21 protein-coding genes are annotated in these 24,966 nt (G+C 36.0%); 6 read left to right on the forward strand and 15 right to left on the reverse strand.

Going from position 1 to position 24,966, the window contains the following annotated elements; translation table 11 throughout:
- Positions 1–22 precede the first annotated feature (22 nt).
- The 10 genes from tagF to C9E88_RS08670 form a co-directional block, all read right to left on the reverse strand.
- The gene (gene tagF / locus C9E88_RS08625; protein WP_106986348.1) at positions 23–982 is read right to left on the reverse strand and encodes a type VI secretion system-associated protein TagF; all 960 of its coding nucleotides are present in this window, start codon (positions 980–982) and stop codon (positions 23–25) included.
- A 45-nt stretch (positions 983–1,027) separates the two neighbouring features.
- Entirely contained in the window at positions 1,028–4,870 is a 3,843-nt protein-coding gene (tssM, locus tag C9E88_RS08630; RefSeq protein WP_106986316.1) for a type VI secretion system membrane subunit TssM, read from the reverse strand.
- A gap of 20 nt (positions 4,871–4,890) precedes the next feature.
- Entirely contained in the window at positions 4,891–6,336 is a 1,446-nt protein-coding gene (locus C9E88_RS08635; protein ID WP_106986317.1) for a hypothetical protein, read from the reverse strand.
- Positions 6,337–6,338: 2 nt separating this feature from the next.
- Entirely contained in the window at positions 6,339–7,328 is a 990-nt protein-coding gene (gene tssG / locus C9E88_RS08640; protein ID WP_106986318.1) for a type VI secretion system baseplate subunit TssG, read from the reverse strand.
- Complete coding sequence (gene tssF, locus C9E88_RS08645) at positions 7,292–9,100, reverse strand: type VI secretion system baseplate subunit TssF (protein WP_106986319.1); 1,809 nt, start codon at positions 9,098–9,100, stop codon at positions 7,292–7,294. The genes tssG and tssF overlap by 37 nt, the downstream gene beginning before the upstream one ends.
- A gap of 11 nt (positions 9,101–9,111) precedes the next feature.
- A complete protein-coding gene (tssE, locus tag C9E88_RS08650) occupies positions 9,112–9,588 on the reverse strand; it encodes a type VI secretion system baseplate subunit TssE (protein WP_106986320.1) in 477 nt (158 codons plus the stop codon).
- Positions 9,589–9,668: 80 nt separating this feature from the next.
- The gene (locus C9E88_RS08655) at positions 9,669–10,172 is read right to left on the reverse strand and encodes an Hcp family type VI secretion system effector (protein ID WP_106986321.1); all 504 of its coding nucleotides are present in this window, start codon (positions 10,170–10,172) and stop codon (positions 9,669–9,671) included.
- Between the two features lie 48 nt (positions 10,173–10,220).
- Entirely contained in the window at positions 10,221–11,702 is a 1,482-nt protein-coding gene (tssC, locus tag C9E88_RS08660; RefSeq protein ID WP_106986322.1) for a type VI secretion system contractile sheath large subunit, read from the reverse strand.
- Positions 11,695–12,198 (reverse strand): type VI secretion system contractile sheath small subunit, encoded by a 504-nt coding sequence (tssB, locus tag C9E88_RS08665; RefSeq protein ID WP_106986323.1) that lies wholly within the window; start codon positions 12,196–12,198, stop codon positions 11,695–11,697. The genes tssC and tssB overlap by 8 nt, the downstream gene beginning before the upstream one ends.
- A gap of 19 nt (positions 12,199–12,217) precedes the next feature.
- Positions 12,218–12,913 (reverse strand): hypothetical protein, encoded by a 696-nt coding sequence (locus C9E88_RS08670; protein WP_227865771.1) that lies wholly within the window; start codon positions 12,911–12,913, stop codon positions 12,218–12,220.
- 387 nt (positions 12,914–13,300) lie between these two features.
- On the opposite strand from C9E88_RS08670, the gene tssH reads away from it, so the two are divergent.
- The 6 genes from tssH (at position 13,301) to C9E88_RS08700 (ending at position 21,085) form a co-directional block, all read left to right on the forward strand.
- Positions 13,301–15,994 (forward strand): type VI secretion system ATPase TssH, encoded by a 2,694-nt coding sequence (tssH, locus tag C9E88_RS08675; RefSeq protein ID WP_106986349.1) that lies wholly within the window; start codon positions 13,301–13,303, stop codon positions 15,992–15,994.
- 95 nt (positions 15,995–16,089) lie between these two features.
- The gene (gene tssA, locus C9E88_RS08680; RefSeq protein WP_106986325.1) at positions 16,090–17,214 is read left to right on the forward strand and encodes a type VI secretion system protein TssA; all 1,125 of its coding nucleotides are present in this window, start codon (positions 16,090–16,092) and stop codon (positions 17,212–17,214) included.
- A gap of 5 nt (positions 17,215–17,219) precedes the next feature.
- Positions 17,220–18,584, forward strand: a complete 1,365-nt coding sequence (gene tssK / locus C9E88_RS08685; protein ID WP_106986326.1) for a type VI secretion system baseplate subunit TssK — start codon at positions 17,220–17,222, stop codon at positions 18,582–18,584.
- Positions 18,585–18,596: 12 nt separating this feature from the next.
- Entirely contained in the window at positions 18,597–19,406 is an 810-nt protein-coding gene (gene icmH / locus C9E88_RS08690; protein WP_106986327.1) for a type IVB secretion system protein IcmH/DotU, read from the forward strand.
- Positions 19,407–19,550: 144 nt separating this feature from the next.
- Positions 19,551–20,108, forward strand: coding sequence for a hypothetical protein (locus C9E88_RS08695; RefSeq protein WP_130125668.1), 558 nt, complete (start codon positions 19,551–19,553; stop codon positions 20,106–20,108).
- On the forward strand, positions 20,105–21,085 hold the full coding sequence (locus C9E88_RS08700) for a M15 family metallopeptidase (RefSeq protein WP_106986329.1): 981 nt from the start codon (positions 20,105–20,107) through the stop codon (positions 21,083–21,085). The genes C9E88_RS08695 and C9E88_RS08700 overlap by 4 nt, the downstream gene beginning before the upstream one ends.
- Positions 21,086–21,182: 97 nt before the next feature.
- Here the strand turns inward: C9E88_RS08700 and C9E88_RS08705 are convergent, their stop codons facing one another.
- The 5 genes from C9E88_RS08705 to C9E88_RS08725 all read right to left on the reverse strand — a co-directional run bounded on the left by C9E88_RS08705 (position 21,183) and on the right by C9E88_RS08725 (position 24,523).
- Positions 21,183–21,944, reverse strand: a complete 762-nt coding sequence (locus tag C9E88_RS08705) for an alpha/beta fold hydrolase (protein ID WP_106986330.1) — start codon at positions 21,942–21,944, stop codon at positions 21,183–21,185.
- A 164-nt stretch (positions 21,945–22,108) separates the two neighbouring features.
- Positions 22,109–22,981 (reverse strand): MBL fold metallo-hydrolase, encoded by an 873-nt coding sequence (locus C9E88_RS08710; protein ID WP_106986331.1) that lies wholly within the window; start codon positions 22,979–22,981, stop codon positions 22,109–22,111.
- Between the two features lie 4 nt (positions 22,982–22,985).
- Positions 22,986–23,402, reverse strand: coding sequence for a DUF6691 family protein (locus C9E88_RS08715; RefSeq protein ID WP_106986332.1), 417 nt, complete (start codon positions 23,400–23,402; stop codon positions 22,986–22,988).
- On the reverse strand, positions 23,399–23,818 hold the full coding sequence (locus C9E88_RS08720; RefSeq protein WP_106986333.1) for a YeeE/YedE family protein: 420 nt from the start codon (positions 23,816–23,818) through the stop codon (positions 23,399–23,401). Before C9E88_RS08720 ends, C9E88_RS08715 begins: the two co-directional genes overlap by 4 nt.
- 93 nt (positions 23,819–23,911) lie before the next feature.
- Positions 23,912–24,523, reverse strand: a complete 612-nt coding sequence (locus C9E88_RS08725) for a DUF6685 family protein (protein ID WP_106986334.1) — start codon at positions 24,521–24,523, stop codon at positions 23,912–23,914.
- Positions 24,524–24,966: the final 443 nt, after the last annotated feature.

Raw genomic sequence — 24,966 nt, forward strand, 5'->3', positions numbered from 1 at the left:
AATTTGGTCTTTTTTGTGATCACTAGACTTCAATGAAAGTTTGTCTAAATAACTTAAATGCTTGAGCCAAACTCATTTGACGCTCACACAAACCTTGCTCCAAGGTTGCTAAACCAGCATTTTGCTCTAAATATGGCTCGATCCATTCAGTAGCTGTTAACGACACCCAATGATCACTTTGCATATTTTGTGTGAATATATCACTTAATGCACGAATATCAGCACCTTGGAAACCAAATAACAGTACAGGCGCATCGCTATGTAAAATGCCAATGAGTAGCTCGGCATTTTGCTTTGCCACAAACCTGCTGATCAAATTGACCCAAAAAGCTGCAATTTCATAGCAATAACTAATATTATTAATAGGTAAAATCAGAACTTTATTTAGTTTCGAGGTCCCTTGTTTTATTACAGGTTGTAATAGTAAACCCAGAGCAATCATGCTTTGAGCCAATTGCTCTGTACTTAAATGCAATAATTTGGCGAACGAATGTACCGTATGATGTTCATAGAATGAAGCCGTTTCATCTGTACCAAAAATTTGAATGTCATCACTTAATTTACTCAATTTATCCAATAAAATATCTGGATCTCGAATAGAACGCATAATTCGATTACGTTGATATAAATCAATGAGCGTTTGTTTATAACGGTATGGTGCATATTGAATATTGTCCTGTGGATCATCAATTTCTAACAGATGACATAGCACCATAGGAAATTGACGACCAGAACTGTCTTCACTACTAATTAAGTTAGCAACTAAAAACCTTTTATCTTGTGGACTAGCAATAAAAAAGTCCAACGATGGTAGGTTCGCATATTTTTCCTGAAACGCTTGATTTTGCATGGCATGTTCAAGCGCTTCAGTCATCCATTGATCGATCAATTGTATGAGAGAATACTGCCCGCGTGTCTTTAAAAAGTCACCTCGGGCTGGGCATTTTCCATAATACAAAGGGGTCGTTTTGACTTCGTACATGCTATTTTCCCCTTCAAACATCCATGTTTACATATTTTAGATACATCATGGCGCGCTCCCAGTTTGACCTTGCGGTACTGGTGATGGTGCAGATGCCGCTACTGGTGCTTGTGTTGTATTTATTGTTTGTGCTGCCACAACACGCACTGCTTTACTCGTAACAACTTTATCGGCCAAAATCATTCCGTTATAGCCCTGATTTGAACCTATGCCAGCTGTTCCGCTACCACTAATGAGGCGGAAATTCATTTTTACAAACAGTTTTGGATCTTCTTTACTACGCCACAACATTTCAAAGGTATTCCCCGACTGTGTTCGTGTTGCCCCTTCAATTAAACGGTTAATACCATATTCACCAGGTTCATCAACAATCGTATGTGTTTTGCCTTCTAAATCTATGGCTGTAATACGTGCGCCTGGAATCGCGCCCTTATTTGGCCAAATGAAGTTCACCCACTGTTGTACCCCGTTTTCAAACACCATGCGCTGTCCATCAATTTCCACGGTATAAGACAATAATTGCGTATTTTCTTGTGGGTAGAATTGGAAATTAGATTGGTTTGTTGCTGCAGGTGCTGATGAATTCTGGTTTAGTTCACCCGTTGCCACACCATTACTTGGCGCAACATAAGCTTGAAAGCTCGCCACAAATTGTGGATTTAAGCTAATACCTAAATCTTTCCATGTCTTAGACGTTAAGGTATAACCACGGCGAATAACCAGTGGATCAAGATACTCTTTTACAAAGCGTGCAATACTGCCATTTTCACCAAAAATTTGACCAATTTCATTGCTTGTTGCTTGTACAGTTGCACCAGCTTTAAATGGATATTTATTTGATAAATTGGTGCCAAATGGTTGATAAGCTTGAATCGTCCACAGTTTATTTAACTCATCTTGTGCTGGAATCACCAAAGTTTCAAATGACTGTGTTAATGGTGCCATCAAAAGTTTTTGTAATTGCTGTTGATCAGCTTCTTTCAAGCCCACTGCCATTTTTTCATCAACATATTTTTGTGTAATGTTGAATACCGACGTTTGGTCGTTAATGGTTTGTTTAACCAAAGCCATACTGGCTGGGCCTATGTCACCAGCACTACGTAAATCATTAAACTTACTGCGGACTTGACCTAGGTTTGCCATATATTCATCGAGTAAGGATTTATTTTGTAAATCGTCACGTTTACGCACCAACTGATAGAACATTTGGAATTCTTTTGAGATCACACCTTGTGTAGCAGTAGATGCATTGCTTTGTGCAATTTTAGCTTCATCACGGCTGAGTACTTTGCGTTTAAACCATGCAATAAATCCTTTTTGAGGTGCAGCTAACTCTGCTTGTACGACTGGATTATCCCAACTGGTTTCTTGCGCAACGCGGTTCAACACGATACGAATTGGTGAATTTTCAGGCTCGCCAAGCACATCAATAATTTTAACTTGCTGTGCAAAACTGTTGCCTTTTGCATAATGCGTAGCATTTAAGAATTTACGCCATTCAGCAATGTACTCTTGCTTATATAACTCGGTAAGCTGTTTACGAATTTGCTCAGGACTGCCACTAAAGGTCAAATCATCTGATTGGTTCATATTCAATACCCAGTCTTTAGAATCGGTTGGGCTATTGGCCGCTTGTTCGATGGCATCTTTTACATAATTGTCCCAAGCTTGATAAGTAAATATCCCTGGTAAGGCATAAGAACCCAACATTGTAGACTGACCGGCTTCACCAATGATTTGTTTCACCGTTAGTGCAGGAAAGCGAACCGATCCACGCATTTTAATCTCGTTGTATACGCGATCTCGTGCAGGTATGCCTGTACTTACTGACATTAAGATTTGTCGTGTTTGATCTACCAATTGTGTGTCAGAATCCATACGTGGAAACTGCGGATCATTGGCCAAGGTCATCGCATAAGATAAAATCTGCTCCGCTTTTTGAATCATGTCACCACGTTCCATTTGGCCGCGGTTTGAGTCTAACCATGAACGCCAAAAACGCGTTACTTGATCACTTAAGTGACTTGATTCTCTGTACTGAGGATTACTTAACATTAAATAAGCTTTTAAAGCATTATAAGCATCTTGTGGGCTTGTATCTGAAGGTTCTAAATATGGTTGCTTACTTTGAACAGCTTGATTTAACTTCACATTGACATGATTTTCGCGCAAAGTTGCTTCATTACTTTTTACACGTTGTAAGTATTGCGCCATGTTCTGTTGTGCAGGTTGAAGTACAATTTGTTGGATGCCCTTCAAATATTCTGCCTTCAATTTTTCACGCACTGCATTGCCTTGATACAAACCGAAGCTGTATTTTAAAGGTCGATCCTCATCAAAATGATCAAGTTGTTGTAAATGACCTTGTAGAATGAGCAAAGCATCCATTTGTGTTGCTAAATTTCCTGAAGCATTATTTTCCATTTGCACGACTTTATTTAAATCGGCTTGAACTTCAGCAATTAACTGTTGGTTATTTCGATATGACCACACCCAAACACTCAAAATAATTGCAACTGCAATTAAAGCGCCTAAAAATGACATAAAGCGCTGACGCTTTCTTGCAGGATTAATATGCTGTTTTACAAGGTTTTTATCTTTTAAGATAACATTTGAAAATAGCCCTTTTAAGAAATAACCATGATCTTGAGAAATAGAATTGGTCGGTACCCCAAAATTGGTATCATCACTACGAATTAAGTGAAAATCTTCCGCCAATTGCTCAGTCATTGGGCTTTCAATCGTACCTTCTTGTAAAGCACTGGTAAAATAGAAGCCACGAAAAACCGGTTTAAACTGATAGGGATTGTCTTGAAATAATGTGCCAATAAAGGTTTTTAAAACAGGTTTTAAGGTTTTAAATTCCAATGGAAAGGTCATAACACTTGGCGAAATATTTTGTGAATGGCGGCGACTAAGATGTGTTGTACTTACACCCTTTAAACCGTCATATAACAAACCGTAGTGTTTTTCAAATAACTCAGTCGCCTGATCTGATGTATTTGGATCATAAGGTAAAGTTGCACCCCAGACTTGATCAAATTCATCTTTGTCATAACATTCAAAAAATTCAGTAAATCCTGCAATCAAATCCATTTTAGAAAAAACAACATATACAGGTGCAAAAATTTCTAGGCGCTCGGTAATATCTTGCACTCGTGCACGCAAGTTTTTTGCTAATTTAATGGTTTTTTCTGGGCTTTGACTTACTAATTCCGCCACACTAACGACCAAAATTAGGCCATTTACAGGTGCTTTAGAACGATTTTTTTTCAGTAAGCCTAAAAAACCTAACCATTCATTATGGTCTTCTGCATAAACAGAATAACGCCCCGCCGTATCAAGCAATACACCTTCAGTTGAAAAAAACCAATCACAATTTCGTGTCCCACTTAAGCCCGAAGACACCATCTTTTGATGTGTTTCTTCAAACGGAAAGCGTAAACCAGAATTGTAAATTGCAGAACTTTTACCTGCTGCAGGATTGCCAATCACCATGTACCACGGTAATTCATATAAAGCAGCATTGCCCTTTTTATCACCAAGCTTAGACTTACGGATCAATTGAATTGAGTCTTTCATTTGCTGATGAATTAACTGCAATTCTTCTTTATCTTTTTGTTTTCCGTATTCAGACTCTGTATCTTTAGCAATAGCTTCGGCTAGTTCTTCACCTTGTTGGCGATTTTTTCGATATTGAACTAGCTCATAAATGCCCCAAATAATTAAGCCAATGATGTAAATCGCGACTAAAATCCAAAAAATCTTAGGCGGTACGGAATTATTCATTGCAATTAAAGCAACAAATATTGACAGTGCCATCATTGCTTTGGGGTTAGTGACATACTGCCACACATAGCCAAGCAAGGTATAAAATAATGTGCTCACGTTATTCTCTTTATACTTTCTTAATTTTGAGTAATGACTGTTTCAGACTGATCAAATTCATAAGCTTTGAAAAAAGCATACGTTGAATCTTGCTCGGTACTGTAAATCATATTGATCATCTCTTCTGGCAGGTGCATACCCAGCATAAAACCAAATACTTTTGATAAATTTTGTGTATGTCCAAGATTTTGTTTTGTATATAAAAAATGATGAAAATCTATCGCAGTGTCTTCAAATACGCACTGTAAGGTTTTGGTTGTTTTAACATCGTTCGCATCATCTAATACCAATACAAAGGGATGCTCTTGCTGAAACTGCTCTAATTCATTTAATTGATTATTTTTTAAATAATTCGAAAAATTATTTTCATTCACGCTCAACCATAATGTAGTAAGCGGTTGTAAATCAAGTAATACTGTCGATGTATTCGCTACACACCAACTTGATACAAATTCAGAGGCAATATACTGCTCATTTAACCAAAAGCGTTCATCTAAACATTCCTGATCAATTTCTGAATCTACACTAATTAAAAATTTCACTTCATTGGCTGTATTCGCGGCATCTTTGAGTAATTTTGTCCATTCACTATAGGCTGTTTGGCTACTAAAAAAATGATGCTCAATCTGAATTTGCTCAGGCAAAATCGCATATTGAATGCTCAATGCTTCCTGAAGTTCAAATTTACTTTGCTCATTCCATTGGTGAATTAAGTTTTCAGCCAATAAAATATGTACAGTAAAACGATTTAAGCGTGGCACTTCCTGTACAGGTGTTTTATCATCTTCATGATCATCTACAAAATTTTCTTGCGTCCAGCCTGGATGCATTTTGTATTGGTAAGCCAATTCACTATCATAAAATAATGCTGATTGCTTTAAATGATTGGAAACCATCGCTAAAGTTTCAGCATGCTGTTCAAATTGCTGACGTATTAAAGAATGGATCCGTTTTTCTCTCATACTCATGACTGGCAGATCATCCTCATCTAAGGTTGAATCAATCAAATCATCTAAGTCCTGAATACGATAACTTAAAATAGGCAAACCATAGCTATTCATAAGTTTTTGGTCCAGCTCAGGACTTTTAAACGCTTTAATACTGTCAATGATTTCAGTATTTTCACCAAAACTATGCCAAGAATGTGCAGAATAAATATGCAGTTCAAATTTCTCACTTGGTAATTCTTTTGGACGCTCACGTTCTAAGGCATCAATTTGTTGTTGTTCATAACGCAAAGCTTCTTGCTCAGCTTGCAGTTGCTTTTTTTCTTTTTGAGCCTTCATTGCTTTAATGATGAAGACAGGTGCAAAAATAACAGTCGTGATCATTAACGGTAAAGCTAAAAAATATAGACCTAAATCTATTGCAGATGGGTCATAAGCAGTATCACGCCAAAAATAAATCACACAGGCACTTACTAAAATAACTAAGCCAATCAAGGTGCTAAGAAATAATTTAATCATTGTTATTGTCCACCAATTAATGCATAACACGTTTCAGCATTGTCTTGCTGTTGTGTAGGCATTAGAAAAGCCCCTTGAGATAAACCGCAATGGCTATTTGCACTCAAACACAAAGGCTGAATCTCTTGTTTTTTTAAAATAAGTCGTACATCTACAGTTAATGTCGGTGTACACCAAGTTTGAATAATTTTTTTTAGTTTTATACTTTGCTCTTGATGAGGTAAAAAACTTAGATAATCTTCACGTGTTAAAGGCCCGATCACAATTTCAATTTTTTCATCAATTTGACGAACTGTACTGCCACAAAATGTATTTATTCCCAGCATAAAATCATGCGTCCCCCCCAGACAAGTTTGCTGATCAGGTGCTAAATTAAATTTCTCAGAAATAAATTCTGTAATATCGAAATGTTGACTAAAAATACAGTTCAACATGGTTTTTAAGGCATGTGCATTATTGTTTTGCCCCTGCATCAAACCCGAAAATTCAGCAAAATAATCATCTAATTCTTGCTGTGCATGCTGTTCACTGACATAACCTGCTAATGCATGAATAATATTTAAATAACTATTTTCATTTTCAATTTCATAACGGATCGGTAGCTGATAGTTAATACTCGCATCAACATATTGTGCGGTTAACTTATGATTGAATAGCGATAAAAAACTTAAAGTTTCATCACGTTGATGCCGGCCACTTAGCTTTATTTTATTGGTATAGCTATAAGGTAGAGCCCCTTGCATGCCCGTTAGGCCAATAATTAAATTGGTTAAATAGACTTGTTCATCCTCAAGCTTCAAACTTTCAATTTCAGTTAATGGAAATGTTAAATTGAGAGAACTTCGAAAGTTAAAGTCATAAGACCAATGCTGTTGCGTTTTTACAGGTGCGTGCCTAAGCAAGCGTACGGCCTGAACAAAATCATAACTTTGAGGTTGATCAAACAATCCTTGGATTACAGAAGCATTTTGCCACCAACGTTCTGCACGCATTGGTATATCTCCTGTTGGGTGTGTACGTCAAATATTTCGACATCAACAAAACTGTTCAAATTAACTCTTAAATTAAAGACATGACTTAACAACTGACTAAAAATATAGGCACTAAACCCACGAAAAACCTCTAAATCCAAGCTTATTTTTACTTTGACACCACGTACAAATAATGGAAATGGTTTGCTATTCACTAATTTTTGCGCAAGTGAAAAGTCGATTTCTTTAATCGCATCTATAATTAATTGATTTTCTTTACTCTTTGGTAGGTTATATAACTCTAGAAGCTCTTTAATATGAGCAACGGAATCCCCTTTCATTAACGACATATTATTTAATGAAAGCTGAGAAATAATTCGCCATTGTTCTTGCTTATTTTGCTCAAAATAAAAAGGTTGTGTTGGACGTTTCAGCATTAATGCACGTCGCGCCAAACTACTATCATTTAGCGTTAATATATTTTGGTCTTTGTTATAACTTTCATAAGGTAAATCACGATTCGTACACAAAAGTTCAGTACTAATAAAATCAGATTTTGTACTCGCAGGATCCAATGACTTAGAAATAATGCTATAACTCATTTCTTGTGATTTATTATTTAAACCTGAAGTTTTTAAGCTATAAAAAAACTTGACCTGATCATGCTGATAATGACTCATCGCAAAGAACGGTAAAATAGGATGCATAACTTCATCTTGTGCACTTTTTTCACGGACCATATTCATTTTTAAAATTGAATACGCCTGAAAATAATCAGGATGATGCGCATCTGTGACCAATGGATAATCCATGCGCTTATGATTAATTTTTTGTGGTTCTGCCTGCTTTTTAAATAAATTGATAATTGGCGTTGCAAATAATTTAAAATTAGCGGTGCTTAACTCTGAATAATTTCGTATAGAAGCTTGGTCATTTAAATTTAATTTAAAATGAATTTGCAACTCAAAGCTAGAATGTTCCAAAGCTAAATGTGAGATAGCATTCAAATTAAGTTTTAAAAAATTAAATTTTTCAGGAAAGCAAAAATATTCCATGAGTAAACGATAAGCATGATGCGTATGCTGATCTAACGGTAATATTCCATCAGCCTCATCAAAACCCATTAAGCTAAAAGGATTAGCAATATCATAACTTTCTTGACCTGCTTTAATACTAAAATGCGTTCCTTTTCTAAAAATATGGTCGAGCACTTGCAATGGAAAATGCGAAATAGCATCTAAGTAAATAGGCAGGTGTTGTTGTTCTAGTAAACGATGGCTTTTATTGAAAATATCAAAGACAAAACTTAAAGTCGCATTATGATTTAGATGCATTTGCGCTGTTGGATGCGTCTTAAAATGTATATTTTGCAAGGAAATAGGCATGATCGCCGTATCGTATGAGGTTGCATACTCACATTGAACACCACGAACACTTTTCGCTTTTAAAATAGTCGATCTAGGAATGAAATGTAATTCAGTCAATGTTTTTATTTTATTGATATCTTCAAATGACACCACAGAACTTGCTGGAAAAGGCTTAAGATATTGAGGAAACATCACCTCATAAATAGAACGTGTAAAGACCTCATAACTATCGTCCAACTTTTTATCAATACGTGCAGCCACCAAAGAAAAAGCTTGGATAAGACGTTCGATATGTGGATCATCAATTTGTTCTTGATTTAAAGATAAGCGTTGTGCAATTTTTGGATATTTGTTTGAAAAATCACGCGATTGCTGTGCAAATTCCTGTAATTGTTTTTCATAATATGGGAGTAGCTCTTCAATCACGGATAACTCACTTAGCTTTTAGAGGAAATAACATATTGTTGTGTGGTCGGTTTTAATAAAGCATCAAACACAACTGGCTCATATAAAGGATGAATATTTAAAAATGCTTGAATACTTAAGCACAGCGCCCCCATATTGTTGCCTTCCATCAACATTTCAACCTTAATTTGCTTTAAACGAGGCTCATGTGCGGCAATTGACTTTTCAATGGATTGGCAAATTTTGTCACAATCTGTTGGGTTTGCAGTTGACAGACCAACAAAATCGATAATGCCAAATTGCAAAATTGACTTTTTAGCCAAAGGAAAATCCTCAATTAACTCACCAAAATTCGCCATTCGACTATTCAGTAAATCTTCTAAATCAGATGCAACGGATTCACGTAGTTCACTTAATGACAAGCCACTTTGCGCTTGTTGGTCGTTAGGTAGCATGCGATCGAACAAAGTTGTTCGAAATCCAAAAGGATAAAGTTGATCTAGATTCATTTCATTCTTATGTATTTACAAATATATTAAATAACAAAATGATAGAGGCTGGCTGACGCCAACCCCTACTTTTAAAAATATTATGCAGCGTATGATGCAGTGTTATTAGACAATGACCACTTCTTAGTAACAGCACCTTTTTGCGTACCGTTAATATCTTGTTGGTTGTATGTCCATTCAACAGCAGCATATTTCAAACCAAATGCTTCGTGCGGAACACCTTCATCATTTACGCTTGGTGTAACACTTGAAACTAAAACATGTTTCAATTTAATTTGAAGATATTTAATACGTTTGTCTCCATTCGCACGATAGAAATCGATTTGAACTTCATCAAAAGTATAACCAGCAGAACATGCTTCCCATAATTTTGGACTCGTTGCATCTAAGTCTTTTACGAAAATCATGTCTGAATGTTCTACACGTTCAGCTGTATGGCCACCAACACTTGAAGATGTTGCTGATTTAGGTTGACGGATATTGTGTGACCATGAATTAACTTCGAGCCAGTTTTTATGTTCAGTATCACGCGACTCACCATCAATTTTGTATTTGCCACGAAACTGTACGTATATATCTTTCATTTTTAATTTTCCTATTTATTTAAAGTTATTATAGTGTTGCATCAAAAATTAATTTGAAGACTGAGGAAGTTCAGTAACAAGTCGCAATGAAACTGACAACTCATCCAACTGGAAATGCGGTCTTAAAAAGACCACAGATTTGTAGTGACCCGGTTCAGCTGGGTTTTCTACAACTTTTACAGAAGCTTCACGCAATGGATATTGTGCTTTGGCTTCTTGAGAAGCGCCATCATCTAATAACACATATTGTGAGAGCCAACTGTTTAAAAAGGCTTCTACATTACCTGCAGATGCAAAACTACCGACTTTGTCACGCATCATTGCTTTTAAATAATGTGCAATGCGTGATACAGCCATAATGTACTGAATTTGACTTGATAATGCTGAATTGGCATTCGCCGTATCGCTGTCATATTTTTTTGGTTTTTGCGTTGATTGTGCGCCAAAAAATGCCGCATAGTCCGTATTTTTACAGTGTACCAATGGAATAAAACCGAGGTCGCTTAACTCTTTTTCACGACGATCTGTAATTGCAATTTCAGTTGGGCATTTAAATACAACTTCACCATCATTGGTTTTAAAGGTATGAACAGGTAAACCTTCAACCAAACCGCCACCTTCAACACCACGAATTGCTGCACACCAACCATGCTGATCAAAGGCATTGGTTAAACGTGTACCAAAGGCATACGCGGCATTCATCCATAAATATTCATTGTGGTTTTCACCAGACACTTCTTCAACGTAATTAAAGCCTTCCGTTGCGGTGCCTTCTTTAGGATGATAAGGCAAACGACCTAATACACGTGGCATGGTTAACGCAACATACCGCGCATCATCACTTTCACGGAAGGAACGCCATTGAACATATTCAGCAGTTTCAAAAATTTTACTCACATCACGAGGACGATCTATATCTGTAAATGACTCTAGACCAAACATGTCTGAAGACGTTGCTGAAATAAATGGTGCGTGTGCTGCTGCTGCCACATGTGAGATTTGTTCTAATAAATACATATCAGAAGGTGTACGATCAAATTCGAAGTCACCAATTAAAGTTGCATAAGGTGCACCACCAAATGAACCATACTCTTCTTCGTAGATTTTTTTGAATAAAGTACTTTGATCGAAATCTGTAGCACCTTGGAAATCTTTAACCAATTCTTTTTTTGTTGTATTCAACATACGAATTTTAATTAAAGAGTTTGAAGGTGTTTCTTGACAAAAATAGTATAAACCACGCCAAGTTGATTCAATTTTTTGAAACTCTGCATGGTGCATAATTTTGCTTAATTGTTGTGAAATTAATGCATCAATCTCTGCAATACGCTTATCAATTGAAAGTGACATATTTTCAGACACAGTAATTGTACCAGCCATCACTTCTTTGGCTAATTCGCCAATCAGGCTTTTTGCACGGTCATGTTCTTGATCATTACGTGCAATACGACTTTGCTCAACAATTGAATCAAGTAAAGAATAGTTTTCAACTTCTGCAACAGATGCTGTAGCGGTATTAAAATTATTCACTTTCAACCTCCGCACTTAATTTACGTACTTGATCTGTATTTTTTAAAACATCATCTAATAGATCTTCAAGTCGTTCATTATTTGAAATTTTATTACGCAAATCAGTTAAACGCTCACGCGCTTCCACAAGCTTACGAAGCGGGTCTACATTTTGTACAATATGCTCAGGAGTAAAATCTGCCATGCTGGTAAAGGTCAAATCTACACCAATTTTGCCACCTTCTTCAGTCAATGTATTTTCGACTTGAAAGCTTGCACGTGGTGCTAAAGATTCCATTACTTCATCAATATTGTCTAAATCAACATTAATAAACTTTTTATCTTTCAGCTTGGTCTTTTCCACTTCTGAAGCTGCAGAAAAGTCACCTAATACACCAACAACAAAAGGTAATTCTTTTACTTCTTTACCATCACCTACTTCAACATCGTAAGTGAGCTGTACACGCGGCGGACGTATACGTTGTAATTTTTTTTGAACGCTTTCACGCTTTGACATAATTTAATTTCCTATTTTTTTATTTATTTAATGACGCAAATGGAGATGAGCCAGAATGAGCAGGTGCTGATTTAACAGCGGGTTGTTCTTTTTTTACAGTTGCAGTAGTTTTTGCAACGGTTTTAGGTTTTGAAGGTTTATCTGCGGATACAGTGCTTTTATTTCTTTTCGATTGTGTCGTTGATTTTAAGGAAGACTTCGATGACTTATTTGATTTGCTCTTAAAACTTTCATCTTCAGATTCTAATGGCTTTTCAACTGTCGGCTGAGCAAAGCGAATGGTTTCCGCGAGTTGTTTTGCAGGTGCATAACTCGTTTCAGTTAAAGAGCGTAATTCTGTTGAACGCATTTGATTTAGCGCATTTTGAGCAATACTTACACCAGCCAAAAATGTTACATCGGTTAATTCACGTGAGCTCACATTTTGGCTACGCAATTGATTGATCACTTCTAATGCTTTTAAGTTATAACCTAGACCTTGATAGCGCTGTGCAATTTTTAATGATAGTTCTTGTTTTAAAACATCATTTTTTCGATTGCCTTTATCACAAAGTTGGTTGTAAAAATTAATGAGTTCAGCATCTGTATCACCCGCAGCAACCGGATAATCTTTTAAACAAGATTTACTGATTTCTTGCGTCTGATCTTTTGCAAAGCTGAATTGCATTAAGCTTGCCGTAAGGACAAACGTTAAAATGAGATTATACTTATTCAAAATAGCCTCTATCTTGGTATTAATTTTAATTTATATAATATTATTCATGTGAGATTGATCACAAATTTCTTGCAATCATACTCTCAATTATTCTTGATTAAAAAATATGCCAACAATTCTAACAAAAGAACTAGCTATGAAGTCAATACAAAAATAGAAAATAATTAACAATTTTTGTCAGTTTCTCTTGAATAATTTTGTATTTAAGTCTTAACATGCAATGGAATTATCTTTGTTTTTTTAAAAAATTATGTAAAATATCCAACATAGTTTTGATTTGTTTAATATAAACAATTGATTTAAAACAAAATACTAAAAACAGCTAGAATCAGGTACCTCAGCAAAACCCAATTTTAATATGCTGAAGTGTGTCTAAAAATTGAGAAAATTATGAATAATTTAAAAATTTTAATCACAAAATTGTCACCTCATGCGCGTATTTGTCTCGAGAAATCGGCAAATACTTGCATATCGCAACAAAATTATGAGATCGAAATTGAACATTTTTTTCTAGAATTACTACAATCAAATATAAAAAATGATCTTTATTATTTAACTGAAAAGTACAAAATTGAGCGTGATGGCCTAAGTCAAGATTTAAAAGAAAGTATTACACAACTCCCTAAGGGCAATGCCCGTACACCAATTTTCGCACAATCCATTGTACGGTTATTAGAACAAGCTTGGTTATTAGCATCAGCAGAACAAAATCCTATTATTCGTAGTGGTCACTTATTGGTAGCCTTATTGACTGCACCTGATTTGTATCAAATTGCAGCGCGTGCTTCATACTTATTTGAACGCTTCCCTATCGACACCATGAAGCATAAATTTTTAGATGTATGCCATGAAAGTGTTGAAAATGAATTTCAAGTTCAAAATTTAAATACTGAACACGAAGACTCAACTGTCATGAGCACACCAGTTGCAAAAACACCTGCTTTAGACCAATTTACCATTAACCTCACTGAAAAGGCTAAAAGCGGTGGTATCGATCCAGTCATAGGCCGTGAATTTGAAATTCGCTTAATGCTCGATATTTTAATGCGCCGTCGTCAAAACAACCCCATTTTAACTGGGGAACCTGGTGTTGGTAAAACTGCTGTAGTTGAAGGTTTGGCTTTAAAAATTGCAAACAACCAAGTTCCAGATGCTCTAAAAAATGTGCAATTGCATGTATTAGATATGGGCTTGTTACAAGCTGGTGCAAGTGTCAAAGGTGAATTTGAAAATCGTTTAAAACTTGTGATTCAAGAAGTTCAGGCTTCAGTACACCCTATTATTCTGTTTATTGATGAAGCTCATACATTAATTGGCGCTGGTGGCCAAGCTGGACAAAATGATGCAGCCAATTTACTTAAACCTGCATTAGCACGTGGTGAATTACGAACTATCGCTGCAACAACTTGGGCTGAATACAAACAATATTTCGAAAAAGACGCGGCTTTGAGTCGTCGTTTCCAAGTAGTAAAAGTTGAAGAACCTACCGAAGAAGTTGCGATTGATATGTTGCGGGCTATGATTCCAGTCATGGCACAACATTTTAATTTGCAAATTGATGATGAAGCCATTGTCACTGCTGTTCATGCTTCACACCGTTATATTACTGGGCGTCAACTCCCAGATAAAGCCATTAGCGTTTTAGATACCGCAGCAGCACGGGTTGCCCTAACACAAAATGCTCAACCTGTTAAATTGGATCAGTTACTAGCGAAACAGCACAATTTAAATCTTGAATTAAGCATTTTAGAAAATGAACATAAAAACATCCCAATTCATCATGAACGCTTAGATGCTTTAAAAGCTCAATTGTCGCTCTTAGCATCTGAAATTGAGCAGGTTAAAACTCAATGGATGCAAGAACTACAATGGGTTCGAGAAATTCAGCAACTTGAAATAAATGATTTAACTGACGAAACAGAAATTCAAAAACTTGCAAGCTTACGTGAACAACTTAAAGCAAGCCAAGGCCAAACACCATTGGTCTTTGAACGTGTAAATGCTCAAATCATTAATGAAATTATTTCCGATTGGACTGGCATTCCTGTTGGCAAAATGGTCAATGATGAAATTAAACAAATATTAACTTTAGAAGAAAAACTTGAACAACGTGTCATGGGTCAAGACTATGCCCTTCATCAACTCGTTCAAGGCATTAAGACATCGAAAGCTAAGCTTGAAGATCCAAATAAACCACAAGGTGTGTTTATGCTCGTGGGTCCAAGTGGTGTTGGTAAAACAGAAACTGCATTGGCTTTAGCTAATGAACTTTATGGTGGAGAATCACACCTAATCACCATTAACATGTCCGAATACCAAGAAGCACATACGGTATCTTCATTAAAAGGTGCACCTCCTGGTTATGTGGGTTATGGACAAGGCGGTGTATTAACCGAAGCCGTGCGCCGTAATCCTTATGCAGTTGTATTACTCGATGAAATTGAAAAAGCACACAACGATGTTCAAGAATTATTTTATCAAGTCTTTGATAAAGGGACACTCGAAGATGGTGAAGGTCGTGTGATTGATTTTAAAAACACAACGATATTGCTTACATCAAATACAGGCTCAAGTGCCATCATGCAAGCTTGCTTAAATGCACCTATAGAAGAATGGCCTACAGCAGAAGCATTACTTGAGCAACTTAAGCCAAGTTTATACAAACAATTTAAACCTGCATTTTTAGGTCGTATGCGAATTGTGCCTTATTATCCATTGTCTGATGATTTACTGGTTCGTATTATTCATCATAAATTAGGCAAAATTACGGCACGCTTAGAAAAACAATATGCAACACAAGTAACTTATACCGATGAGTTAATTGAATTACTTTTAAGTCGCTGTACTGAAGTAGATAGTGGTGCACGTAATGTAGATAACATTTTGAATGCAACTATTTTACCTGCATTAGCAACGAAAATTTTGGTTGCTATGAGTGAAAATAATATTCCTAAGCATATCGAAATTCATGTGAAAGATGATGAGATTATCTATTTACTTGATCCCGTAGCAGATGTGAAGACAACAAAGAAAGTAAAACCTAAAAAAAGCAAAAAATCAGAAGTTGAAAGTATTAAATAAACACTTTTGACCCCAATGTGGCTAGGAGTGATATTTATAATTACTTCTTGCCAAATAGATAGTTTAAATAGAATCAGAAAAAATAAAGGCAAATTATGAGTGTAGAACTCGAAACCCTATTACAGCCCATTAGCGAGCAACAGCCTTGTGGTACGGATTATTCATTTTCTAATGAATTTCATGCAATAAAAAAGGCAAAAACACAAGATGACCCTTTATTGGATCAAGGTGATTGGGTAGCTGAACCAAAACAAGCAGATTGGTCCTTTGTTCAATCACAAACCATTGAGTTGCTTACTGAAAAAAGCAAGGATATTCGCCTTTATACGTGGTTAATGGAAGCATGGGCACATTTATATGGTTTTGATGGCCTACATAAAAGCCTCGCTCTAATGCAACAGAGTTTAAATAGCTATTGGTTTCAGCTATTTCCCGAAATTGAAGATGAAGATTTAGATCAACGCTTAGGTTTATTGCAAGGATTTATTAATCTTTTACCGACATTATGCAAAAGTATTCCAGTGGTAAATGTTTCGCCGTACTACACCCTTTCTGACTACGAATCTTTTTTGCATCAACAAAATCAAAAACGTAAATTAAATACAGAAGATGAAGACCAAGAAAATCCCGTTAATTTAATGGAGCAATTTGATCACGCGCTTTTCAATACATCCAAAAGCATTCAATATCAAAACTATCAGGCTTTTTTAGAAACACTAACGCAGTGGCAATTGTTAAAAGATACGATGGATCAACTAATGGGATTAGATGCTCCAAGTTTTGCTGGAATTGACTCCCAAATTGAAAGTATTCATTTGAACTTAAAGAAAATTTATAAAGCCGAGGCTTTTTTACAATCTACCGAACAAAATAAAAGCAGTCCATCAACCCCTATTGATACACCGATGAATGTTACAACACCCCATGTAGAACAGGCTGCCAATATACATGTTGAACATAGTACAACCTCTTTTCAACCACAACAAAAAAGTCATTTGGCAAATCGTGATCAAGCGATGCGTTTATTACAAGAAATTTCGGATTATTTCCAAGTCAATGAGCCTCATAGTCCTGTTAGCTATATGCTACAAAAAACTATTAAATGGGGCCAAATGCCATTACATGAATGGCTAACCCAAGTCATTAAAAATGAAAATCCGTTAGAAAATGTCCAAGAAATGTTGGGCGTACAAAATAATGATGCAAATAATGATTGGTAACTTAAATGTTAAAAGCTGAAAAAATATTATGGGGAGAAGGCCTATTCCTTAGACCCCAACACTTCCAAATGCAAGATGCTTATCACGAGCAAAGACTAAATCATACTGTACGATCTACTGTTCCATTTGCTTATGGCATTCAACAATTAGATTTTGATGAAGTACAACTTTCGACACAAGTTTTGGCTCTAAATAAAGTTGAGATGATTTGGCAAGATGGTGAAATTTATCAAGCGCCGGCACAAGATTTACTGCCAGAGCCAGTACTTCTTGATGAGTTAAATCTTAAAAATGAAATGCATGTATATTTGGCACTCCCAATTATGCAAGCCAATAAGAAAAACTTAAGTTTTGAACAACATACGCAGTCTAGTCGATATCATTCTCACTTGACTGAAGCCTATGATTTATTTACAGATGCATCTTTGGCGGACATTACCTTATTAAAGCGTCGAGCAGAGTTAAAATTGTTTGAACATGCACATGAACCAGCTCAAAGTTTAGATGGCTATTTATATATCCAAATTGGTCGTTTAAAGCGTCAAAGTTCTGGCAGTTTTATCTTAGATTCTAAATTTATTCCGCCAATTTTACATATCTCAGCCTGTGATTCTTTATTGGCTGGATTAAAAAGAACTTTAAATATTATTAAAGCGAAAATTAAGACAATTCAGGCCAATAACCGTGAAAATGAGCAAAAACTCATTGAATTCCGTTCTGGCGATATTGTGTCTTTTTGGTTGGTGAATGCATTAAATACAGCTCATGCAACGCTGAATCATTTACTGCGTTATCCATTGATTCATCCAGAGCGCTTATATTTTGAGTTGTTGCGCTTAACGGGTTCTATGTTGACCTTTTCAACTGCTTACGATGTCGAACATTTGCCAGAATATAAGCACACCCATCTTGAAGAAAGCTTTGGTCAGCTTGATCTAATATTACGTGATTTATTAGATACGATTATTTCAAATCGCTATATCAGTATTAGCTTAAAAGAAACTCGACCTTCTTATTGGATTGGTAGTTTAGAGTCTGACAAAATTACCCGTGATACTCGCCTGTATTTGGCTGTTTCAAGTGGTGTTATGCCTACACATGATTTAATTTCTTATGTCCCTCTACGCTTTAAAGTTGGTAGTACAGTAGATGTAGAACAACGTGTCATGGCGGCATTACCTGCTGTGACACTGCAACATTTAATGCAAGTCCCAACGGCAATTCCAGTTCGTTCTGGTGTCAGCTATTTTGAAGTTGAACCAAATAATGAATTGTATCAACGCATGCTGGATTCTGAAGCGATTTGTGTATATATCCCGACAGGCTTCCAAGATATTTCAATTGAATTGATTGCAGTAATGAATGGATAAGGCAATATAAAAATGAATATGAAGAATAATGTACCCTCTCTGTTTGATGATGGCACGATTGGCACTGGATATGTACCGACACAAACGGAAGTCAAAGCACAAACTGCATCTGCAAATATGGTTGATTTATTACATGATGGTTTTTACATTGTTTTTTTATTAAAAAATCAATATGTACCATCAGATCCGGAAGGCTTTAAACAAAAAATTATAGATTTATTAAATCGATTTGATCATCAAGCACGTAAATTACAATTTAATGCCGATGATATACAGGATGCTAAATACGCATTTTGCGCATTAATTGATGAAACGATTGTGACACAACAGGATGCACGTTTTTTTGATTTACAAAATAATTGGATGTTAAACCCACTACAGCTGACTTTGTTTGGCTCACAACTTGCAGGCTATCGTTTTTTTGAGAAATTAGAAGAGATCAGAAGTAAAGGTAAAGAACGACTGGCTGCACTGGAGGTTTATCACTACTGCATGTTGTTAGGATTTCATGGTAAATATCGTATTGAATCTATAGAGCATCTAAATCTATTGGTCTCACGTATTGGTGATGAAATTGATTATTTAAAAGGAAAAAAAGTCGCATTTTCTCCTTTTGCTGCTTTACCTGATCAAATCAAACATATTATTCATCGTGAGCTTCCATTCTTTTGGATTTTGATTTTTTTACTTTTGTTTTCTGTAATTTCTTTTGTGGGCTTACACTATATGTTGGGTAAACAAAATGATGCTGCTTTATCTAAATATCAAAACGTAATTAGCGCACCAGCAGAACAAGCTTATATCACCATTCATTTACCATAAGACTAGAATAAAATGGCAAACGAAAAATCAAATAATGTTCGAATATTACAATCGACTAAAAAGACAACAATATCACCCCTAATAACCGCTGTGATTGGTTTTTTAGCAGGTGTTTCTGTGATTTCAATTGCAGGTTTCATTTTTATGAATATGCAAGCGAGTGACAGTAAAAATACAGATCTTCTTACAAGTCAGCCTACAGAGTTACAAGAGCATGTACTCAGTGAGTCGAATGTAGCACCAGCACGTGTCATGACAGCGGATGAAAATATTGCTGATCATACGCAAACACAACATGAGCAAACAGTTCATACTTCAAATGATGACCCTAATGTTCAGGCTGTTGATCCTGTAAATGTATTTAAACATCCAACAGCAAAACCGCAACAGCTGACAAGGACACAACCTACTACTGGTCATACTCAAGATCCATTTGCCTTGACCCAAACAGAACCTAAAAATATTGTTGTTAATACCATTAAAACAACAAAACCTAATCCCGCACAAACTCGACCTTTACAAACTCAAGTTAAGCCTACACCTATCCCGACGCCCGTTGTTAAAGCAGCCGTAAAACCGACTAAACCAACCGTCATTGAAGAACCTGAACCAGAGTCTCCACGTGGCTCATTACAGGTGACTGTAACTAAAACAGTTACGCCAGTTAAGGAAACACCAAAAGAACCCAAAGCTGAATCATGATTATTCTGCTTTTTACATGTTTTGTAATTTTAAGCTTTGTCTCGGCATTATTGCTGTCGTATGAGCTTAGACAAATACTTCACAGTTTTTTTGCATCTTTAATTCCAAAAAGCAAAGATCGTTGGACAAATGCCAAACAATTTGCACATGAGCTGAATTCGGCAGCCTCACCTGAGCAAATTCAATCGCATTGGCATTTACAACAATGGTGGATATTAATCGCTGGAGCTGTACTGTTTTCCAGTATTTTATTATTTGCATTTACTCAACCCGTGACTGCGTCAAAAATGGAAGCTGACTATCTAAAAAAAGTTGATCCACAGATTTTTGCAATGCTAAATGGTGAAATGTTAGATGCACCCGCCGAAGTAGAAGAAAACCTAGTACAAGATGCCATTGCAGAAGCATTGGCCTTAGAAAGCATGAATAACTCAGTAATCTCTGCAACCAATACCGTCCCAACAAATTTAACGATGCCTGATGACGCCGTATTTGAAGCACATAGCCATAATGATTTAGCTGGAGCTGATCGTAAATGGCATAAGATGAATCCGCGTTTTAAGCAGCGTTTATTGATGGTCATGAAAACGATGCGTGAACAGCATGGCTACGAGATGGTTTTACTTGAGGGATATCGTAGCCCTGAACGGCAAAATAACTTAGCGACGAATATTAATACAACTCGTGCCAAAGGATTTCAAAGCTATCATCAGTTTGGCTTAGCTGCCGATATTGCATTTAAACGTGATGGTAAAGTGGTTATTTCTGAACGTGACCCTTGGGCCATGCGCGGATATCAACTCTACGGCCAAGTAGCAGAATCTGTCGGTTTAACTTGGGGTGGCCGTTGGAAATCGATACAAGATTATGGACATACTGAGTACCGCATGCCTGGTCTAGTAAAAACGCGTGAAATGGCGGAAAAACTCACGTCAGAAGGTCAGTTGCAAGCTTCAAATATCAATGTGAATCCATAAATGGATTCACATTGATATTCCGCTTTATTCAGCTCAGATGCCCTTTTTTTAATCATATATATTGAAACCCTTTATGGTTTCAACTTAACTCATTTTATTATTTTAAAAAACTATTTAATGTATTAAGTACGGCCGTGGTTTGCTCTGCATGCAACCAATGTCCTGCTTCTGCAATATTTTGAATGTCTGCATTTGGAAATTGGGTACGAATCGCTTCAAAATGTTCATCTTTTTCAATATACGGTGATTTTTCACCTTTTAAAAATAATGTAGGTCCAGTAAATACTGTAGAAGTTGGCCAAGAGATAATATCTGCATAATGTGTATATAAAGCATTTACATTAAATAGCCACTGTCCTTTATGCCATGATTTTAATAAGAATTGAATAACCATTTCTTCTTGAATGTATTGTTTCATCAATGCAATGACTTCACTACGCGTAGATAAAGTTACCTGTTCAACAGCTATTAATGCTTTGAAAATTTGATCATGATGATTTTGCGTATATGCAAATGGTACAATATCAAGTATTGCTAATTTTTCAATTCGATTCGGATGTTGTTGGGCTAAATACATAGCAATTTTTCCGCCCATAGAATGCCCGACCAAACTGAATTTTTCAATTTTCAAAGAATCTAAGGTTTCTACAAGATCCTGAGCCATTACTGCATAGTTCATATCAGTCGCATGCCCTGATTTACCATGATTGCGAACATCGACTTGAATGACATCATGTGTTTCAAAATAGCTTCGAGCCAGCATTCCCAAATTACTTAAGCTACCAAATAATCCGTGAATAAAAATAATAGGGGTTGAATTACTTTTGGGATTTTCATGATGTTCGAAATTTAAAATCATAACGCTATCTTTGGGCTAACTTTTGAATACACTTTATGATGTGGTCTATTAAGAATTTAATCAATTGTGAAATTATTTTAATTTTTTTTGCTTAGGCTATTTTAACTAGCTTTAGTGAATGAAAAAAGGCTGAAATAATCAGCCTTGTTATAAAATTGAATGGGTTACTTAAAATAATTCAAAGGGAGCTTTAAATAGCGAATGCCATTTTGCTCAGGCTCAGGGAAATGGCCTGCACACATATTCACTTGTATGGCCGGTAAAATCAGTTTTGGCATACTCAATGACGCATCACGGCGCTGACGCATATCAACAAACATTTGTTTTTGAGTATTTTCATTGATATGAATATTGCTCTGTTTCTGTAGTTGAATACTACTTTCGCAATGATATTCGGAACGATTTTCTGGTAAATAGTCATGGCACAAAAATACCCGTGTCTGCTCAGGCAATTGATACAAGTTTTGCACCGAGTCAAATAAGGTCGATGCACTGCCCTTTGGAAAGTCACAACGTGCTGTTCCATAATCTGGCATAAAGAGCGTATCACCCACAAATACGGCGTCACCGATCACATAGCTTAAACATGCTGGGGTATGTCCAGGTGTTGGTATGTTATATGCTGATAAGTTGCCAATCTTAAATACTTCATGATCTTGAAATAGATAATCAAATACTTGCTGAGCATTAATACTTTTCATATCTAAATGATATATCTGTGAAAACGTATCTTGCACAATTTTAATATTGTGGCTCATAGCAACTTTACCCCCCACCTTTTCTTTTAGGTATTGGGACGCAGTCAAATGATCTGCATGGACATGAGTTTCAAGAATCCATTCAACGCTTAGGCTATTTTGCCGAATAAAAGCTAAAATTTGATCAGCACTTTGGGTATACGTTGTCGCAGAAGCCGCATCATAATCTAATACACTATCAATTACGGCGCATTTTTTTGTCTCAGGATCAGTAACAACATAACTAAACGTATTGGTCCGCTCATCAAAAAAATTTTGAATCCAAGGTGTTATCGCCATGTAATTAATGTCCTGTGATTTTTTTATGGGCAAATACGCCTATAAACATCGCAACAATGAAATATAAAATCTGTGTATAACCTAAGCCAATTAAAGTAAATGCTGGTGCTGGACAAACACCAGTTAACCCCCAACCAATTCCAAAGATTGCAGCGCCTAAAATTAATTTAGAATCAATTTGTGTTGCTTGTGGTAAATCAATTGCATCACCAAAAACTGTTTTGGGTCGATTACGGCGCACAGCCAATTGGAATGGTATAAATGCAATTAAAATTGCACCCATCATTACAAATGCCAGACTCGGGTCCCACTGGCCTGCAACATCTAAAAAGCCTAATACTTTCTCAGGATTAGACATACCTGACAGCATTAACCCAATTGAAAATAATCCACCAAACAGAAAAGCAAAAATATTTTTCATGCGCCTGCTCCTACAACATGACGTACCACAAATACTGTAATAGCACCGGTTAACATAAATATGCCTGTTGCAATTAATGAACGCTTTGAGAGCCGACTGATTCCACAAATACCATGCCCACTAGTACAACCTGAACCAAGGCGTGTACCAAAGCCGACTAACAAGCCAGCAACAATCAATTGCCATATACTCGCATTAAGTACAATTTCTGGTTGTATAAATAGACCGTAAATAAATGGGATCACGACAATCCCTAGTAAAAACCAAAATGCGGGTTTCTGCAAAAGCCCTTCTGGATGTATTATCTGACCAATCATGCCACTAATACCTGCAATCTTGCCATTGATATACAAATAACCAACGACAGAAATGCCTAATAGGGCGCCACCTAAAAAAGCCCAAAGAAAGTCATGCATGGGAGTGATGATCCAATAAACATTATATGTTTTTATAATATGTATATTTTTTGTTTATGCAAGTCTTATTTCATCTATTCTTTAAACAATTCATTATAAACAACTATTTTTAGATAGAATTTGTTGTAATACGACGTTGTGAGCTTGCTTAGCGACACACCAAGAAATCATCTCATTGAGTGAACGATACTTTTCTTCGAATATAGAAATAATTTTATGATTGTCTGTAGATCTAGCAAAAAAGAAGATTTCTAATTCTTTATGCCTTTCGACTAATTTTATAAAGCGTATATTACTCTGCTCAAAATATTGAAAGGCATCATCCAATTCGGCCCTTGGCAATACAAAGGCGACATAATGTTGATCGAATATTTTGAAGTAATGTTCATTCAATACATAGCACCTTAAATTTGCAATTAAGGACACTGGATAATTCAATCGCTTGGCAATATAGTACGCAGCCGCCAAATGGTGAGAGCCTCCCGTATTGGCAATAAATAGTTTTTCTAACCAAGCAAAAACTACAAACTCATCAGTGCTTGTATTTGGCGAATGAATGATCCTAATTTCCCGATGTGCCAACATCGCTTCAAGTCGCTGTGCAGAGATTTCACTGATATAAGATGGACACTGCTTTTCAACAAATGCCTCAATTGTTTGAAACTCTTGTAATGGCGACTTAGAATTTGAGAAGCCACTTAACATTGAAAGATCAACCTGATATTGAGTATATATTTGCGTTTCAAATATAGGATTAATACAGCACGTAACTGTTCTAACTCCTCGGCACTGGTCTTAAAATGAGAAATGAAATGCGTATAAAGTTCATTATTATAAAAATGATAATCCTTAAGTGCTTTAATTTTTAAATTGTGCAATGCAAAGACATCATATAAATAAATTGAGTTGTGCTGCGTTAAATCTAACTTAGTAGTCCTTTTCTGTTTTAAATAACGATACAACGCAGAATTATGAGAAAACTGAGCTAAAATTTCACTCCAGAATGAACCGAACATCACCTCTACTCCATTGTTTCGATAATTTCTTCTATTTGTTAAGTATTCAAATCCATTAAGGCATCCTAATCACGCCAATACGGCGATTGTCATAGAATTTCACCATATATTTTTATTAAAAAACCTTAATAA

The sequence above is a fragment of the Acinetobacter cumulans genome, from assembly GCF_003024525.3.
Classification (GTDB): Bacteria; Pseudomonadota; Gammaproteobacteria; order Pseudomonadales; family Moraxellaceae; genus Acinetobacter; species Acinetobacter cumulans.